Consider the following 17,743-nt stretch of genomic DNA (forward strand, 5'->3'; position numbering starts at 1 on the left):
CATGAGGGCTACTGTTCACTGTTGTGTCGCCGTCGGATGGCGGTGGTTAAAATATGCCTATGTCTGAGGAGAGGAAATAAGGAAGACCCGTGAACTGGGCAATTGCTATCGCGTCCTCTCCTGTCTCACCAGTCGCATCGAAGTAAAGTGTTCCAGCGCTGGCTCCATCATCATCGAAAATGAAATAGCCCTCTGTATCGCCATTCGATGCAGAAGCCGCATCGGCTGCGGTGACAAGAGTGACTGCGCCACCCGCCACCAATCCGCCGCCAAACCCCGCCGCAGATACTCTCAACGAATCTATTCCGGATGAGAAATCGGTGATTGTATGCAGACCATCTGTGAGGGCCGAGAAATCGAAGCTGTCGGCGTCAGCGCTAATCGGGCCGGTGTAGGTCGTAGCGTTGCCGGCGGTGCTGGTCTGGCTCACCGTGGTCGGACTCCAGGTCGAGCCGCCATTGATCGAGACTTCATGGCTGACCGTGCCAGCGTCATCGCCAGCCAGGCTCAGATCAAAGCTGTCATCGCTGGTGATCTCGTTATTATTGGAGGAACCGGTGTCCGCTAAGTTGGCAAAGGCCAAGGTGCCGGACGAAGACGATGCGCTGCCGTGGATGGTGATGGTCAAGGTAGTGGTGGCCGTAGCGTCGTGGGTATCCGTCATCGTGTAGGTGAATACGTCGGAGGCGGCTTGGCCTTGGCCGAGCTGTTGTGTATCGGGATCATTGTTGTCGCGTTCGTAGCTCCAGGCGCCGTCCGAACCGAGGGTCAGAGCCCCATAGGTGCCGACAACAGCCGATCCGACCTGGCCCGAAACATCTTCGGCCGACGTGCCTGCGGCAACACCAATCACCGACATGCTGCCGCCGTGGTCAACGTCGGTATCATTGTCGAGCACGTTGCCAGCGGGCAACGAGCCGCCCGAAAAATCGGCATTGTAAATGGACTGGATTTCTTGGGCAGTGAGAGCGCGATCGTAGAGCTGAATGTCATCCACCTGTCCCTGCAATAAGCCGGGGATATTGAACGATGGACGGGCCCCAACCAAAAACTCCGTACCTGCTGGGGTATCGATAGTCAGCGAGCCTGAGCCGACGGCGACTCCATCCAAATACAGGGTAACCAAGTCGCCGACATTAGTGACAGCAACATTGTACCATTGTCCGGTTTGCAGAGATGGGCCGAACACCGCGCCGCCCCATTGCGAAAAGAAGAGCGTGTTGCCGGATGTGCCCAGCTGGTAGGTTTGACCACCACTTCCGAAGTTTCCATAGCCTGCCAGAAGCGACTCACTGTTCACGAACGCATCTGCGTTCACCCAAAGTGAAAGCGTTCTGTCACTATTTCCAACTGGCAATCCTGTGGTTGGTGCCTGGAAAACGTCATCAACACCGTCAAAACTAAATGCCTGCCCGAACTTGCCGGTCGCAAATGAGGCACCATTCTGCAGTACGCCATCGTTATCGCCCACAACATCGTCGGTGGTCCCATCAGCTGACCATCGAGCAATGAGGTTGGACGGTAGAGAGAGGGGATCGCCCACCCCGATGTCACTCGTGGCAACCGGCCCGTCATTGGTGCCATTGATAGTGATGGTCACCGTCTTGGCAGCAGATACGGCATTGGGTGCACCGCTGTCGTCGGTGGCTACTAGGTTGTAGGAGAAGGTGATGGTTTCGCCCGCACCGAGAAAATCGAGGTTGGCGTTGGTGGTATAGTCCCAGCTGTCCTGGTCCACGCTGAATCCCGCAACCAGCGTGGCTGCCAGCGCCGGACTCAGCGTGCCGCCGCTCCAGACGATGTCGGCGTTGGAGGTCTCCGATACCGTCATGTTGTCGTTGGTATCGAGATCGGCAAAGCTCAAAATCCCGCTATCGCTCAGGCTCGCCGTGCCGTCGCCCTCGGTCAGATCACCCGAAGTGTCGGCAATGGCCAGAGTCGGCTGATCATTGGTGCCGTGGATGGTGATGGTCACGGTCTTGGCAGCAGATACGGCATTGGGCGCCCCGCTGTCGTCGGTAGCCACAACGTTGTACGAGAAGATGATGGTCTCGCCCGCACCCAGAAAATCAAGGTTGGCATTGGTGGCATAGTCCCAGCTGTCCTGGTCCACGCTGAAGCCCGTAATCACCGCCGCCTGCTGCGCTGCACTCAGCGTGCCCCCGCTCCAGGCAATGTCGTTGTTGTAGGTCTCCAATACCGTCACCACGTCGGTGGCATCGAGATCGGCAAAGCTCAAAATCCCGCTGTCGCTCAGGCTCGCCGTGCCGTCGCCCTCGGTCACATCACCCGAAGTGTCGGCAATGGCCAGAGTCGGCTGATCATTGGTGCCGTGGATGGTGATGGTCAAGGTAGTGGTGGCCGTAGCGTCGTGGGTATCCGTTATCGTGTAGGTGAATACGTCGGAGGCGGCTTGGCCTTGGCCGAGCTGTTGTGTATCGGGATCATTGTTGTCGCGTTCGTAGCTCCAGGCGCCGTCCGAACCGAGGGTCAGAGCGCCATAGGTGCCGACAACAGCCGATCCGACCTGGCCCGAAACATCTTCGGCCGACGTGCCTGCGGCAACACCAATCACCGACATGCTGTCGCCGTGATCAACGTCGGTATCATTGTCTAGCACGTTGCCAGTGGGCGAAGCGGCATTGTGGATGGACTGGATTTCTTGGGCAGTGAGAGCACGATCGTAGAGCTGAATGTCATCCACCTGGCCCTGCAATTTTCGGCTATCCCCGAAGCCCCCAGGGATCGTACCTGCATAAAGCTCTGTACCCGCTGGGGTATCGATAGTCAGCGAGCCTGAGCCGACGGCGACTCCATCCAAATACAAGGTCACCGAGTTGCCGACGTTGGTGACAGCAACATTATACCATTGTCCGGCTTCAAGGGTGGGGCCGAACACCGCGCTGCCCCATTGCGTAAAGAAAAGCGGACTGCCGGACGCACCTACGCCTAGTCCGTAGAGTTGCCCATATGATCCAAAGTTTCCATAACTTGCAAAAAAGGCCTCGCTGCTTACAAATGCATCGGGCTTCACCCAAACTGAAAGCGTTCGGTCACTGTTTCCAACTGGAAATCCTGTGGTTGGTGCTGCGAAGTAATCATCGATGCCGTCAAAACTAAATGCCTGCCCGAACTTGCCGGTCGCAAATGAGGCGCCATTCTGCAGTGCGCCATCATTATCGCCCACAACATCGTCGGTGGTCCCATCAGCTGACCATCGAGCAATGAGGTTGGACGGTAGAGAGAGGGGATCGCCCGCCCCGATGTCACTCGTGGCAACTGGCCCGTCATTGGTGCCGTGGATGGTGATGGTCAAGGTAGTGGTGGCCGTAGCGTCGTGGGTATCCGTCATCGTGTAGGTGAATACGTCGGAGGCGGCTTGGCCTTGGCCGAGCTGTTGTGTATCGGGATCATTGTTGTCGCGTTCGTAGCTCCAGGCGCCGTCCGAACCGAGGGTCAGAGCCCCATAGGTGCCGACAACAGCCGATCCGACCTGGCCCGAAACATCTTCGGCCGACGTGCCTGCGGCAACACCAATCACCGACATGCTGTCGCCGTGGTCAACGTCGGTATCATTGTCGAGCACGTTGCCAGTGGGCGAAGCGGCATTGTGGATGGACTGGATTTCTTGGGCAGTGAGAGCGCGATCGTAGAGCTGAATGTCATCCACCTGTCCCTGCAATAAGCCGGGGATATTGAACGATGGACGGGCCCCAACCAAAAACTCCGTACCTGCTGGGGTATCGATAGTCAGCGAGCCTGAGCCGACGGCGACTCCATCCAAATACAGGGTAACCAAGTCGCCGACATTAGTGACAGCAACATTGTACCATTGTCCGGTTTGCAGAGATGGGCCGAACACCGCGCCGCCCCATTGCGAAAAGAAGAGCGTGTTGCCGGATGTGCCCAGCTGGTAGGTTTGACCACCACTTCCGAAGTTTCCATAGCCTGCCAGAAGCGACTCACTGTTCACGAACGCATCTGCGTTCACCCAAAGTGAAAGCGTTCTGTCACTATTTCCAACTGGCAATCCTGTGGTTGGTGCCTGGAAAACGTCATCAACACCGTCAAAACTAAATGCCTGCCCGAACTTGCCGGTCGCAAATGAGGCACCATTCTGCAGTACGCCATCGTTATCGCCCACAACATCGTCGGTGGTCCCATCAGCTGACCATCGAGCAATGAGGTTGGACGGTAGAGAGAGGGGATCGCCCACCCCGATGTCACTCGTGGCAACCGGCCCGTCATTGGTGCCATTGATAGTGATGGTCACCGTCTTGGCAGCAGATACGGCATTGGGTGCACCGCTGTCGTCGGTGGCTACTAGGTTGTAGGAGAAGGTGATGGTTTCGCCCGCACCGAGAAAATCGAGGTTGGCGTTGGTGGTATAGTCCCAGCTGTCCTGGTCCACGCTGAATCCCGCAACCAGCGTGGCTGCCAGCGCCGGACTCAGCGTGCCGCCGCTCCAGACGATGTCGGCGTTGGAGGTCTCCGATACCGTCATGTTGTCGTTGGTATCGAGATCGGCAAAGCTCAAAATCCCGCTATCGCTCAGGCTCGCCGTGCCGTCGCCCTCGGTCAGATCACCCGAAGTGTCGGCAATGGCCAGTGTCGGCTGGTCATTGGCAATCTGTCTTGCTGTAAAAATCCCATTAGAGAAGGTGAAATTCTCGACATTGCTCACCGTGTCGGTGCCGTCGGGCGAGAGCGGCCGGTTGTCGGCAATAGTGTACGAGCCAGCGCCATTATCGGTCACCGTATAGTCTAACCAGGCGCCAGTGTAGATGGCGGTATCACCAGTGCCATCACCACCATCGATGACATCATCGCCGCCACCACCAGTAAGATAGTCGTTACCGACACCCCCACCAATCACGTCTCCATAGGACGATCCAGTGATGATGTCGCCACTGCCGCTGCCGGTGATGGTGAAGCCTTCGGACTGGCCACTCAAATTGATGGTGACGCCAGCCGCCGCCGTGGCCGCTGAGATTGCCTCGACGCCTTGGATTGAAGCGTCGGTCGCTGCTCCCAATGTGCTAAATGCGTTCAGATCGGCCGATGTCGATGTAAGATTGATCGTATCACCGACGCCAAGTCTCAGATTGATCGTGCCGGAGCCGATGATGATTGCATCGAGTTGGGCACCGGTGAGCGTGAGCGCATCATTGCCGGAACTGCCGGTGAGGTTGCCGGTTTCGACACCGGTGATGGTCGTAACTCCGCCAGCAGAAATAGTCATCAAGCCGGCGACCAACGTGTTCAGCGTGTCACCACCGTCATTCATGTTGATGTTTGTGAAGCCGTCCCATTGGGTAGCACTGACGGTGAAAGTCTGATCGTAGCCGTTGCCGCTTCCCTGATTGACGGCTGTCAAGCTCTCGACATTGCTGACGGCACCGACGGACAAATCAACGCTGGTGCCGTCTCCGGTGGAGGTGAAATTCAGGCTGTCACCGGCGCCGGTGCCGCCATCGATAGATTCACCCGCGACGAACTGGCCGGTGGCCATATTGATCGTATCGTTGCCCCCGCCTGCATTGATGGTATCCGCGCCATTGCCACCGGTGATGATGTCGCCACTGCCGCTGCCGGTGATGGTGAAGCCTTCGGACTGGCCACTCAAATTGATGGTGACGCCAGCCGCCGCCGTGGCCGCTGAGATTGCCTCGACGCCTTGGATTGAAGCGTCGGTCGCTGCTCCCAATGTGCTAAATGCGTTCAGATCGGCCGATGTCGATGTAAGATTGATCGTATCACCGACGCCAAGTCCCAGATTGATCGTGCCGGAGCCGATGATGATTGCATCGAGTTGGGCACCGGTGAGCGTGAGCGCATCATTGCCGGAACTGCCGGTGAGGTTGCCGGTTTCGACACCGGTGATGGTCGTAACTCCGCCAGCAGAAATAGTCATCAAGCCGGCGACCAACGTGTTCAGCGTGTCACCACCGTCATTCATGTTGATGTTTGTGAAGCCGTCCCATTGGGTAGCACTGACGGTGAAAGTCTGATCGTAGCCGTTGCCGCTTCCCTGATTGACGGCTGTCAAGCTCTCGACATTGCTGACGGCACCGACGGACAAATCAACGCTGGTGCCGTCTCCGGTGGAGGTGAAATTCAGGCTGTCACCGGCGCCGGTGCCGCCATCGATAGATTCACCCGCGACGAACTGGCCGGTGGCCATATTGATCGTATCGTTGCCCCCGCCTGCATTGATGGTATCCGCGCCATTGCCACCGGTGATGATGTCGCCACTGCCGCTGCCGGTGATGGTGAAGCCTTCGGACTGGCCACTCAAATTGATGGTGACGCCAGCCGCCGTGGCCGCTGAGATTGCCTCGACGCCTTGGATTGAAGCGTCGGTCGCTGCTCCCAATGTGCTAAATGCGTTCAGATCGGCCGATGTCGATGTAAGATTGATCGTATCACCGACGCCAAGTCTCAGATTGATCGTGCCGGAGCCGATGATGATTGCATCGAGTTGGGCACCGGTGAGCGTGAGCGCATCATTGCCGGAACTGCCGGTGAGGTTGCCGGTTTCGACACCGGTGATGGTCGTAACTCCGCCAGCAGAAATAGTCATCAAGCCGGCGACCAACGTGTTCAGCGTGTCACCACCGTCATTCATGTTGATGTTTGTGAAGCCGTCCCATTGGGTAGCACTGACGGTGAAAGTCTGATCGTAGCCGTTGCCGCTTCCCTGATTGACGGCTGTCAAGCTCTCGACATTGCTGACGGCACCGACGGACAAATCAACGCTGGTGCCGTCTCCGGTGGAGGTGAAATTCAGGCTGTCACCGGCGCCGGTGCCGCCATCGATAGATTCACCCGCGACGAACTGGCCGGTGGCCATATTGATCGTATCGTTGCCCCCGCCTGCATTGATGGTATCCGCGCCATTGCCACCGGTGATGATGTCGCCACTGCCGCTGCCGGTGATGGTGAAGCCTTCGGACTGGCCACTCAAATTGATGGTGACGCCAGCCGCCGCCGTGGCCGCTGAGATTGCCTCGACGCCTTGGATTGAAGCGTCGGTCGCTGCTCCCAATGTGCTAAATGCGTTCAGATCGGCCGATGTCGATGTAAGATTGATCGTATCACCGACGCCAAGTCCCAGATTGATCGTGCCGGAGCCGATGATGATTGCATCGAGTTGGGCACCGGTGAGCGTGAGCGCATCATTGCCGGAACTGCCGGTGAGGTTGCCGGTTTCGACACCGGTGATGGTCGTAACTCCGCCAGCAGAAATAGTCATCAAGCCGGCGACCAACGTGTTCAGCGTGTCACCACCGTCATTCATGTTGATGTTTGTGAAGCCGTCCCATTGGGTAGCACTGACGGTGAAAGTCTGATCGTAGCCGTTGCCGCTTCCCTGATTGACGGCTGTCAAGCTCTCGACATTGCTGACGGCACCGACGGACAAATCAACGCTGGTGCCGTCTCCGGTGGAGGTGAAATTCAGGCTGTCACCGGCGCCGGTGCCGCCATCGATAGATTCACCCGCGACGAACTGGCCGGTGGCCATATTGATCGTATCGTTGCCCCCGCCTGCATTGATGGTATCCGCGCCATTGCCACCGGTGATGATGTCGCCACTGCCGCTGCCGGTGATGGTGTCTGCGCCGGAGGTGCCGTTAATCGTGATCTTGTCAACGCCGTTGGTCCAGACGGGGAATGTCCACGAAGCAGCGGAGAAATTCGAGGCGTTGTTGATGATGATCGCCTGAGCCGCGGCCGTACCGGTGACCACGAGATTCGTCGCGATGAGGCCGGCGCCCAACTGGGCCGCATCGAGCGTGACAGTGGTTGTGCCGGAAGCGTTGTTGAATAGCAATCCTTCGTAATTCCGAAATCCCCTGCCGGGCCCAATTCCGGCGATGCTGAGGTCGAAACTGTCGCCGGTCGTTGAGCTGATAACAATGGTATCATTCCCGCTCTTGCCATCGAACAAGTCCAGGGCCTGTATCTGGTTGGAATTGGTAATTGTTATTGTGTCGGCGCCGGATGTCTGGTTGATAGTGTCAGTGCCGGTGGTTGCATTTGCGTTGGCAAGGGTGCCGCGGTAGCTGTTCAGTACCGAGGTGGCGATAGGTGGGGTGCCAGTCCAGCCAGCCGAGCCAACATCCAGGTTCCAAGAAGCGCCCCGGATGACTGAGCCGGTCCGCATACTATGAGCTGCAACTCGCAGTCCTGTTATGACACCGAGCTTTTCGACAAATGCTCCTCCAATTTCACCGGCTCCAGTATAGCAGCTCCACAGGAGCAAGCTGACGTCGGAAGGCACAACTGTGCGTAGTCTCGCAAAATCCAATGACCAGTGAGTGAGATTGTCGGCTCTCAATGCCCCCGATGAGAAGCTGATTTCCCCTATTCGCCCATGCGAAATTATGTGAATCGAGTTCAAATCCGCCAGTGCAAGGCTGGCTAAGTGCCGCACAATCTGGGGAATAGCATCTTCTCCGCCGTCTAATACGACGACGTTGGTTCCGGGACTTACGCCTCTCACCAACGTCTCCAAATCATCGATAGCAGGATCGAAAAATAACACTCCTTCTACGCCATTTGAAAAGTCTGACTCGGGGTGTAACTGGGGTTGGTCATGAACGCTCACACGGCCGCTACTCCAAAGATTTGTTTCGCTTCTGGCATGGACCTCGTCGTTACCGGCACCCGCACAGACACTTTGGCCGACAGCCTTGATAGCCAACTCGATCGGCAACGCCCCAACGCCGGCTAAGCCGCAATCAATAAAAGCTATTTCACTTGTAGAGCCGCCCATCGTCGTCTCCCACAGCACTTGTTCTCAAGAAGCAGACGAAAATCTAAGCGCATTCAGAGAACGGCGGACCTCCCATATGGGGGTATTTGGGATCAAAACCCTGGAGTTTTAACGTCAGGTAAGATAAGTTCATCGGTGGGGAGTGGGGCTACCGCCTTATGATCCCACGTTGCAGTCAATCGCTTTGGCCCAATTTGCCTGGGTAGTGGGAGACGCTTGGAGACTCTAGTGCATCGCGACCCTGCTCGATGGGGTCCAACCGTGCCTAGGCGGCGGCGTAGCGCTCAGCTATGTGTCGAGGTTTCATCCCCCTCAAAGCTTCCCGAAAACCGCTCCAAGAGACCCTCCTTTGCCCCTGGCATAGATTTACTGACTTGTATTCTGGTCAGGCGATCACCCAATGTTCGATAAACCTTACGAGGCTTTGCTGGATACCATTTATGAGGCGGTCGTATTGCCTCATAAATGGATCGAAGTATGCGATGGCTTGGCCCGGCTGGAAAACGGGGTCGGTGCATTGTTGATGCCCGACGTAACCGAGTTGCGAAGGTTCGGGCTGCCTCACTCAGATGCGCTAAAGGAGTTGTCGAAGTCTATCAGCGGGACGGTTGGTATTTCCAAGATGAACGTTACCACGGAAGAGCCGTCCACGGGCACGCCCGCGTAGTGTTCGACCAGGACGTTATGACCTCGGAACAAATAGCAAGTTCGCCGTTCTATAACGACTTCCTTCGTCCCTGCGGCCTCAGGTGGTTTGCTGGCATCAGCATCAGTGTCGGCGGCAAGCCGTGGACGGCATCAATCCAGCGCAGCAACAAGCAAGGGCCGTTCGAGGAATCAAATCGTAGACGTCTTGACCTCTTGGCAAGTCATTTGTCTCGCGCCGCCACCACTGCCGCTGCCCTCCACTTCGCCCATGCTGAGGGTGCGGTGGATGCTTTCGAGCGCATGTCGATCGGCGCCATCGTAATCGATGACAGTGGGCGCGCAATTCTCATCAACAAGATCGCGTACGCGCTATTGGGTGATGGTCTGCAAATTCGCCAAAATAAGCTGGAGGCCACCAACACCATCGATGCAGCTGCGCTAAATGCCATGTTGCACGCTTGCGCTTCAAGCTCAAATACTACTCAGCTATCGCCTCCTCAAATTGTTGTGGTTCGGCGACCGTCGGGGAAACATGCTTATCAGATATCGGCCTGCCCCTTGAGCGCGCGTTCCATCGATATTTTTGGCGATGCACGTGCACTTATTCTTATTGTTGACCCCGCACAACGGCGCAGACCGAGCACAGAGGTTCTGCGTACACAGTTTGGCTTGACGGCATCTGAGGCTAAGCTTGCCAAGATTCTTGCCGAGGGTTATTCGCTTGAAGATGCAGCAAATCTCGTTCGTATCACTGAAGAATCCGCTCGGTCCTATCTAAAGTCTATCTTCTCCAAAACGGAAACGCACCGGCAAGGTCAATTAGTGGCCCTACTTGCCACCATGGGACTCCTCACAAACGACCAAAGTGTTGATCTTTTGTTGAAATGACAAAACGGAAGAAGTTGGCGCCCCCCGATTAGAACACAGAGATTGCGCAATGATGGATGCACCCGACCTTTACTATTGGAAAGCATATAGGCCGGCGCCGGCGAGTGATCAAAGACGATGGTCAACGAGCCATTGGATCCAGAACACCAGACGACAAGTTCGGCGCCGAGCGAGCCAAGGCGCTGATCCAGGAATACATCGAGATCCTGCGCGACCGAAAAGCCGACAATCCGAATGCCGGTAACGAGCGCCTCAAGATATTGGGGCCAGATTTTCAAATACGCTAAGTCCAAGAAGTGTGTGGCGGTCAATATCGTCATAGGCACTGAGCTGCTAGCCGGTCATAGGACCTACAGTAGCCATCCGGTGAACACCGCAGAGGTTTTGGCTTCACCGGGAATAATGATCAGTCGGTCTGATCGCGATGGATTGCGATGAGTTCCTGCAACTGCTCGATGCCGAAGTCGGTGAAGGCAATCGTCTCTTCGTCGCCCGGACCATAGACCCAGATTAATCCGTCTTCGGGCTCCATCTCGCCGGCGATATCCGAGAGCCATTTTTCGTCTTCGCCGAGCTCCGCGGCAACGCGGGCGATCGTGGTGACGCGGCAGACTTTATTGATGTGCATATCAGGCGGCCGCGGCGTCGAGGCCCTCGCGGCGCCAGTTCCAAGGGAGGAGCTCATCGATCCGCTGTGCTGGGTGGGCTGCGATGCGCGCCAGGACATCGGCGAGCCAGGCCTGAGGGTCGACGTCATTCAACTTGGCGCTGACGATCAGGCTGTAGAGAACGGCAGCGCGCTGTCCGCCGCGATCGGAACCGCAGAACAGCCAGGACTTTCTGCCGAGAGCGATGCCGCGCAGGGCTCGCTCGGCTGCATTGTTCGATAGGCAAATGCGCCCATCGCCGAGGAACCGGGTGAAGGATGACCAGCGGCGCAGCATGTAGTTGAAGGCCTTGGTCAGATCGTGTCCGCGCGAGAGCTTGTCGCGCGTCTCGATCATCCAGCGCTCGAGCTCGGTGACCAGCGGCGCGCTCCGCTCTTGGCGCACGGCGTGGCGTTGGCCTGGCGACAGGCCATTGATCTCGCGTTCGATATCGAACAGGGCATCGATGCGCTTCACGGCTTCAACCGCTAACGGATAGACCAGGTTGGGCTTCTCGCCGCGCGCCGTCTTGCGCGCCGCCGCTTCGATATCGGCCAGCTCGAACACTTTGCGCCGGCTGTGGGCCCAGCAGCTGGCTTCCAGAACAGGCGCCGGCTGACGGCCCGTCGCATAGAGATCGCCATAACCGCCATAGGCATCGGCCTGCAAAATGCCGCTCCAGCCGGCGAGATGCGCTGCGGGATGTTCGCCTCGGCGATCGCGGGAATAGTAGAACACCACCGCCGGCGGATCGGCGCCGCCGAACGGTCGGTCATCGCGCACATAAGTCCATAATCGGCCGGTATCGGTCTTGCCCTTGGCCAGGACCGGAACCGTCGTATCGTCGCCGTGCAGACGTGAAGCGGCCAGCACATGGGCTTCGAGGCGCTTGAACAGCGGCATCAGCGCCGCGGCGCCGGCGCCGACCTGGTCGGCGAGCGTCGACAGGCTGAGCGGCACGCCTTCGCGGGCATAGCGTTCAGCCTGGCGGTTGAGCGGCTGATGCTGTCCGAACTTCTCGAACAGGATCATCGCCAGCAGGCCAGGACCGGCCCAGCCGCGCGGGGTGGCGTGGAACGGCGCCGGAGCCTGGCTGATCGCCTCGCAGTCGCGGCAGGTGAACTTCTCCCGCACGTGCTGGATCACCTTCCATTGCCGCGGCACCACCTCCAGCGTCTCGGTGATATCCTCACCCAGCTTGCGCAGCCGATGACCGCCGCAGCAGTGGCAAGCGGTCGGCGCCGCCTCGACCACGCGTTCGCGCGGCAGGTGCTCAGGAAATGGCTGGCGCGCCGGTCGTTTGCGCACATAAGGCGCCACCTCGGTGGTCCGGGCCGCTGCCTGTTCGGCGGCGATCTCGTCTTCCGTCGCCGTGCTCTCGAGTTCCTCGAAGGTGAGCTCCATCTGGTCGTGCAGGCGGGCGGAACGTTCAGAACTCTGACCATGCAGCGCCCGCTGCAGCTTGCGGATCGTCAGATCCTGATGTGCGATCAGCGCCGCATCATCCGATGCCTTGGCCCTGGCGACCGCCAGTTCGGCCTCGACCAAGGCAGCGCGCGCGGCCTCGTCTTCGGCTCTGGCCAGCGCCGCGGTCAGCGCTGCTCTCAGCGCGCCGATATCGTCCGGAACAGCATCCAGGGCGGTGGCAACCATGCTCTGGAGTGAATCATAAAACGCGTCCGCTGACTCGCGGAAAATGGCGCAAACTCAAAGAAAAACTCAGCCCGCGCGCTGGGGGCGGAACGTGTGACGCGGGTTGCGCCAATCGATCCCGTCGAGCATGTAGGCGAGCTGCGCCGGTGATATGGAAACCGTACCGTCCGCCGGCGAGGGCCATAGAAACCGGCCCTTCTCGAGCCGTTTTGCATACAGCGACATGCCGAGCCCATCATGCCAGATAATCTTGATCAGATTGCCGCTGCGGCCGCGGAAGACATAAAGATCGCCGGCATGCGGATCCCGGCCCAACGTCTCCTGAACCTGCAGAGCGAGGCCTTGCATCCCGCGACGCATATCGGTCCGGCCGACCGCCAGCCAGATCCGCACCTGGCTCGGAACCGGGATCATGAAACGCCCAGCGCCTTCACCATCGCCGCCGCCAGTGTCGGCGGCGTGGTCAGCGGAATCCGCAGCCGCACCTTGCCAGCGATCTCCAGCTCGATCACCGCTGGGGATGCCGCCGGCACCTCATCGGGAACCACGACAACTTCGGCAAAGCCCGTCTCGCGGGCTCTCACCGTGCGGCGCCACTTATAGATCAGGCTGGTCGCGACATCGTACTGACGCGCCACCGCCGCCACTGTGGCCCCGGGCGCGAATGCCGCGGCCAGTATCCGGCACTGATCCTCTTCACTCCAACGACGACGACGCTCCGGCCCGGTCAATAACGTCACATGGCTCATGCTGTGCTGCTAACTACGCTCGTAAGGACGACCTTAAGAGCGCAGCTTCGCTACCGTGCCATGCTCGCGCAAGGCGGCCTTAGCCGGAGGCGTACGACCTACAGACTGGCGAGAAGCTAGCCCGCAGCATCCGACACATAACCGTCCGATCATTGATCTTATGCGCCGTATCAATGCCGAGCCGTTCGGGAAGACCGGCTACTCGTTCCGACGAGCTCTTTACGGCACTGCGGCATGAAGCGGATCTACCCTGTGCTCACGGTCGTGCCTGTCCGAAGGAGTTGCCGCAATCCTTAACAGCACCACTCGCTGAGGGCTGAGCGGACAACGAAGGGCGAGCGAGGACAACTTCCTTGCCCGCTTTCGAAGCGCACACGATGGACTGCCCTTAGCAGCGCGTCGGGTATGTCTCCACTTCTGGCTTCAACATTCTAAAAGCTGTTACGACTTTCCCGCCGGAATTGGCGATAGGGCATCTAAGGGGTGACCGCCGCGCCTCGAGATCGGTGGTTAGGCCGCGGACCAACGAAGCGCGCCCCAGCCAGATGACAAGAAACAGGCGTTGGAACTGAACGATGCTTGGCGCCACCGTAGCGACGCGTATATATCGAAGGTAAAATTTCCCTTGATAATATATTCTGTGATTTTCTGACCATTATCTCTTGATAAGATCGAAGTTAATCGCTGAAGCACCACAAGATATTGTTTAACGCTGGCAGCAAGATCACCTTGCAGCTGAGGAACCCATTCGACAAGCGGACCGCCTCTTAGCGACGACGCAACCTTGCGCCTCGTCAGCGAGCACGTCATCAATCGGCCATCGGCGGTTGGGACCTCTGAGATCGCAGCCTTGCTCACCGGCAAGCACGTGACGCTTCCGTGCGCGTCCGACGGAGTAGGCACAAATCTTCCACAGCGCTACGCGCCGCAGCGTGAATGGAAGCGAAGGCGGCGAGGACCCTTGGCTCGCCCGCCTTCTAAGCGAACACATGAACTGGCCTTGGCAAGGCTACTATTCCGACTGCTCCGCCGGATAGGCGATAGAGCGTCTAAAGGGTAGCTGCAGGGCACCGACATTGGTGATTGGTTGGGACCCGCGCACGCAGTCAAATGAAAAGAAGCGATAGAGCCGAATGACGGCGCTTCCATTATCTGCGATTTTCTAGCCGCTATCTCTGAATAATACGGGAGATAACTGCCCAAACGCCCACAATATTCTGTGGGCCTCTCGTACAACAGGCACCTTTCTTGCAAAGCCTGTCGAAAATACAGTTTAAGAAGCCAAGAGCGCCCCGACTGATACGCGGGATCAGACTCAATACGAGCAAGGAGCACCTTGGTTCAGAGACTCAAGGGATGTCCGCATAAGCCTGCAGTTTGCGCCAAGCCCAACAGAGACAATACAAAAAGGTATCAACAGAGGACCCCATGAGCTACATCCAAACCACCTACGATGAGACCTACCTGATCGACACCATCACCTACGGCATCGCCAAGACCGACACCGGTTTCAGCGTCTGGAAGAGCGGCTGCATTACCGGGGAGTTCCCCGACAAAACCAGCGCTCGCCAGGACATCCACGACCAGGCCCGCTTGCGTTGCATCCAGGAGCTGAATGCTGCCGAGAAGGAGGTGGAAGAGATGAAGGCGATCTTAAGGCGCCTCAGCGACGATCCATTCTACCTCGGCTTCTTCGAAGCTGTCCCCGATCTCGGCCTGCCGATTGGCAAGGTCGTTTTCCACTGAGAGCTTTTCTGAGGAGCTCATGAAGCAATACCGCCCCTGCCTAGAGTGGCGGCGCCAGACAATGCAAACTCGGAAACGGTTGCAATTAAGGTCTACATAAGAGAACCGTCGGCAAAGCGGACCTACTCTTAGCGAGGACAAACTGGCGCCTCGTCAGCGAGCACGTCGTCCATCGGCAGGCCATCAGCGGCTGAGGCCTATGAGATCGCAGCCTTACTCACCGGCAAGCACGTCACGCTTCCGCGCGCGTCCGACGTAGTTGCCATAGATCTTCCTCAGCGCTACGCGCCGCAGCGTGAGTTGGAAGCGAAGGCGGGCGAGGACCCTACCTCGCCCGCCTTCGAATCGAGCATGTGAACTGGCCTTAGCAACGCGTCCCGTATGGTCGATTGGAAGTTGGAAAAGTGAGCCCACCGCGACATTGGCTGGCACCCTCTAAATGCTATTTTCGACTTCCCACCTCAAAAGGCGATGGGGCGTCTAAAGGGTACCGGCCAACCTGCGCCAACGGTAACTAGGCCGCAGAGCGCCCAGCTAATTGAGAAAGACAAGCACCGGAGCCGAATGATCCTTGGCGTTCATCGCAGAGACCTCTTCCAATTAATGGATAATATATTCGGCGCTTTTCTGACCTTTATCTCTTAATAATATCGAAGTTAATCGCTGCAGCCCACAATATATTGTGGCATTATGGCAGTAATATCACCTTGCCTGACAAATATTTGGGGAATACATTTTTCACGAACCAAGAGGCCCACTGAGCTACAGCATCAATCTGTATTCCGGGGCAACGGCGACTTGGTTCTGAGAGCTGTGAAAGCTCCAGCCGCGCTGGAGGAGGAGATCGGACATTGGCAAAAATTAAGGGCATCCACGAAGTCAACATGACGCTCGCTGACGGATCCAAGGAAATCTACTACTACGCCTGGCGTGGCGGCCCCCGTATGAAGTCGGCGCCGCACACCGAAGCGTTTGCTCGTGAGCATGCTCGTCTCAAGGAAAAGGCCGCTGAGTCACCAAGATCATCCCGACCCTGGAGACCCTCATCGAGCACTTCACCGGGCCGGAATATCCACGCAATCCTGACTTCCTGGCTCTGGCTGAAAGCACTCGAGTCGACCACGAATACGAAACCCATGAACTTTCCCAAGGTCTATACACCCGCGATGCTTGCCGATCGGTGGGCATGTTCGGAGCGCCATGTTCGCAACATGATTGCGTCGGGCGAACTGCCTGCCTTTAGATTGGCCGGCAAGCTATTGCGCATCAGAGGGGAGGACGTGGAGAATTTCGAATGTCAAACGAACCCGAATGGACAATCACCAAGCTCAGAGGTGAGCTTGCATCTCCTGGTACGAAGGCGACATCCGCCGACGTTATCGACTTGGAACCAACGATCCGAAGGAGGCGGCCCGCCGCGCCCCGGCTCGATATGCGGAACTGACACGTCCGAAGGGCTCCACCGTCAAGGATCTCTGGGCAGCCTACTGCCTAGACAAGGCGGGCCGATCAGTCGTCACGACGATGGGCTACACTTGGAAGGCCCTGGCTCCATTCTTTGCCGATAAGGACGGCGAAGCGGTGATGCTCGCCGACTGCCGCGCCTATACCGCGGCACGGCGCAACGACAACAAGAAGGATGGCTCGATCCACACCGAGCTCGGCCGCCTTCGCTCGGTCTTGGTCTGGGCGCGCAAGCAGCGGCTGATCGCTTTTGCTCCCGACATCGAGCGCCCGGCGAAGCCGGATCCAAAGGAGGGATATCTCACCCGGCCCGAGATCACCCAGCTCCTGGCCGCCGCAAACTCGGCGCACGTCAAGCTGGCCATCCAGCTGATGATCGCCACAGGAGCCAGAGTGGGCGCTGCCCTCCAGCTAACCTGGGATCGTGTCGACTTCGACCGGCGCATGATCCAGCTGCGCAATCCATTCGATAAGGCGCACCGTAAGGGACGGGCCACGGTGCCAATCAACGACAGCCTCTATGCTGCCCTGCAAGAGGCTCAGGAAGGCGCATTGACTCCCTACGTTCTGGAGTGGGCCGGCGACAAGATCCTGTCGATCAAGAAGGGCATCAAGACGGCCGGAACCAAGATCGGAAGGCCCGATGCTTCGCCCCACATGCTGAGGCATTCGGCTGCCGTCTGGCTCGTCGAAGATGGCCATTCAATGGAGGCTGTTGCCCAGTTCGTGGGTCACTCCAACACCGCAATGACGTATCGGGTTTATGCCCGCTACAGCCCGGAATACCTGCGAAAATTGACTGCTTCGCTGGAAATTTAGGTTCCATTCGGTTCAGTGAACCGACAGACCACTTCGTAAAACAGGGTGCATCTATGAAAATATATAAGAAATGCAATAAGTTGGATGGTGGGCGATGACGGGCTCGAACCGCCGACATCTTCGGTGTAAACGAAGCGCTCTACCAACTGAGCTAATCGCCCGCTCCGGGCCGGACCTTTAAGCGGTCGGGGTCGGCTTCGCAAGGCCAAATGAGCTGAGGATGCCCTGGTTGGAGGCTGGTTTTGCCAACAAAACGCCGGCTGTCAAAAAACCTTCTCCTGTTTGCCGTTATGCTGTCTTGCCGCGCTTGACACCCGGTGGCGAACCCCTTATCCAGCGCCCCAACGACG

At 58.0% G+C, this 17,743-nt stretch carries 11 protein-coding genes and 1 tRNA gene; 6 read left to right on the forward strand and 6 right to left on the reverse strand.

Annotated elements, in window-relative coordinates; genetic code table 11:
* Positions 1-46: 46 nt before the first annotated feature.
* The gene (locus AC1RZR_RS24560) at positions 47-8,779 is read right to left on the reverse strand and encodes a LamG-like jellyroll fold domain-containing protein (RefSeq protein ID WP_481826255.1); all 8,733 of its coding nucleotides are present in this window, start codon (positions 8,777-8,779) and stop codon (positions 47-49) included.
* A gap of 400 nt (positions 8,780-9,179) precedes the next feature.
* Between AC1RZR_RS24560 and AC1RZR_RS24565 the strand changes: the two genes are divergently transcribed.
* The 3 genes from AC1RZR_RS24565 to AC1RZR_RS24575 all read left to right on the forward strand — a co-directional run bounded on the left by AC1RZR_RS24565 (position 9,180) and on the right by AC1RZR_RS24575 (position 10,602).
* On the forward strand, positions 9,180-9,446 hold the full coding sequence (locus AC1RZR_RS24565; protein WP_481826256.1) for a hypothetical protein: 267 nt from the start codon (positions 9,180-9,182) through the stop codon (positions 9,444-9,446).
* A 17-nt stretch (positions 9,447-9,463) separates the two neighbouring features.
* Positions 9,464-10,315, forward strand: coding sequence for a helix-turn-helix transcriptional regulator (locus AC1RZR_RS24570; RefSeq protein WP_481826257.1), 852 nt, complete (start codon positions 9,464-9,466; stop codon positions 10,313-10,315).
* A gap of 104 nt (positions 10,316-10,419) precedes the next feature.
* On the forward strand, positions 10,420-10,602 hold the full coding sequence (locus AC1RZR_RS24575) for a hypothetical protein (RefSeq protein WP_481826258.1): 183 nt from the start codon (positions 10,420-10,422) through the stop codon (positions 10,600-10,602).
* A gap of 119 nt (positions 10,603-10,721) precedes the next feature.
* Here the strand turns inward: AC1RZR_RS24575 and AC1RZR_RS24580 are convergent, their stop codons facing one another.
* The 4 genes from AC1RZR_RS24580 to tnpA all read right to left on the reverse strand — a co-directional run bounded on the left by AC1RZR_RS24580 (position 10,722) and on the right by tnpA (position 13,364).
* Positions 10,722-10,943: a hypothetical protein gene (locus tag AC1RZR_RS24580; protein ID WP_481826259.1), complete on the reverse strand. Its 222-nt coding sequence runs from the start codon at positions 10,941-10,943 to the stop codon at positions 10,722-10,724.
* Position 10,944: 1 nt separating this feature from the next.
* Positions 10,945-12,615, reverse strand: a complete 1,671-nt coding sequence (gene tnpC, locus AC1RZR_RS24585; RefSeq protein WP_481826260.1) for an IS66 family transposase — start codon at positions 12,613-12,615, stop codon at positions 10,945-10,947.
* Positions 12,616-12,681: 66 nt separating this feature from the next.
* The gene (gene tnpB / locus AC1RZR_RS24590; protein WP_352619655.1) at positions 12,682-13,008 is read right to left on the reverse strand and encodes an IS66 family insertion sequence element accessory protein TnpB; all 327 of its coding nucleotides are present in this window, start codon (positions 13,006-13,008) and stop codon (positions 12,682-12,684) included.
* Between the two features lie 17 nt (positions 13,009-13,025).
* Complete coding sequence (gene tnpA / locus AC1RZR_RS24595) at positions 13,026-13,364, reverse strand: IS66-like element accessory protein TnpA (RefSeq protein ID WP_481826261.1); 339 nt, start codon at positions 13,362-13,364, stop codon at positions 13,026-13,028.
* 1,428 nt (positions 13,365-14,792) lie between these two features.
* Between tnpA and AC1RZR_RS24600 the strand changes: the two genes are divergently transcribed.
* The 3 genes from AC1RZR_RS24600 (at position 14,793) to AC1RZR_RS24610 (ending at position 17,393) form a co-directional block, all read left to right on the forward strand.
* A complete protein-coding gene (locus AC1RZR_RS24600; RefSeq protein ID WP_481826262.1) occupies positions 14,793-15,110 on the forward strand; it encodes a hypothetical protein in 318 nt (105 codons plus the stop codon).
* Positions 15,111-16,276: 1,166 nt separating this feature from the next.
* Positions 16,277-16,678 (forward strand): helix-turn-helix domain-containing protein, encoded by a 402-nt coding sequence (locus AC1RZR_RS24605; protein WP_481829112.1) that lies wholly within the window; start codon positions 16,277-16,279, stop codon positions 16,676-16,678.
* The gene (locus tag AC1RZR_RS24610; RefSeq protein ID WP_481826263.1) at positions 16,635-17,393 is read left to right on the forward strand and encodes a tyrosine-type recombinase/integrase; all 759 of its coding nucleotides are present in this window, start codon (positions 16,635-16,637) and stop codon (positions 17,391-17,393) included. Before AC1RZR_RS24605 ends, AC1RZR_RS24610 begins: the two co-directional genes overlap by 44 nt.
* An 85-nt stretch (positions 17,394-17,478) precedes the next feature.
* Here the strand turns inward: AC1RZR_RS24610 and AC1RZR_RS24615 are convergent.
* Positions 17,479-17,554, reverse strand: a tRNA-Val gene (locus AC1RZR_RS24615).
* Between the last annotated feature and the right edge of the window lie 189 nt (positions 17,555-17,743).

This window comes from Mesorhizobium bavaricum (assembly GCF_056781655.1).

Bases quoted from the DNA above. Each gene is read 5' to 3' on its own strand.
- AC1RZR_RS24570 (WP_481826257.1), top strand. From the start codon at position 9,464: ATGACCTCGGAACAAATAGCAAGTTCGCCGTTCTATAACGACTTCCTT.
- AC1RZR_RS24565 (WP_481826256.1), top strand. From the start codon at position 9,180: ATGTTCGATAAACCTTACGAGGCTTTGCTGGATACCATTTATGAGGCG.
- AC1RZR_RS24560 (WP_481826255.1), bottom strand. From the start codon at position 8,779: ATGGGCGGCTCTACAAGTGAAATAGCTTTTATTGATTGCGGCTTAGCC.
- AC1RZR_RS24580 (WP_481826259.1), bottom strand. From the start codon at position 10,943: ATGCACATCAATAAAGTCTGCCGCGTCACCACGATCGCCCGCGTTGCC.
- AC1RZR_RS24610 (WP_481826263.1), top strand. From the start codon at position 16,635: ATGGGCTACACTTGGAAGGCCCTGGCTCCATTCTTTGCCGATAAGGAC.
- tnpA (WP_481826261.1), bottom strand. From the start codon at position 13,364: ATGAGCCATGTGACGTTATTGACCGGGCCGGAGCGTCGTCGTCGTTGG.
- tnpC (WP_481826260.1), bottom strand. From the start codon at position 12,615: ATGGTTGCCACCGCCCTGGATGCTGTTCCGGACGATATCGGCGCGCTG.
- AC1RZR_RS24600 (WP_481826262.1), top strand. From the start codon at position 14,793: ATGAGCTACATCCAAACCACCTACGATGAGACCTACCTGATCGACACC.
- AC1RZR_RS24605 (WP_481829112.1), top strand. From the start codon at position 16,277: ATGCTTGCCGATCGGTGGGCATGTTCGGAGCGCCATGTTCGCAACATG.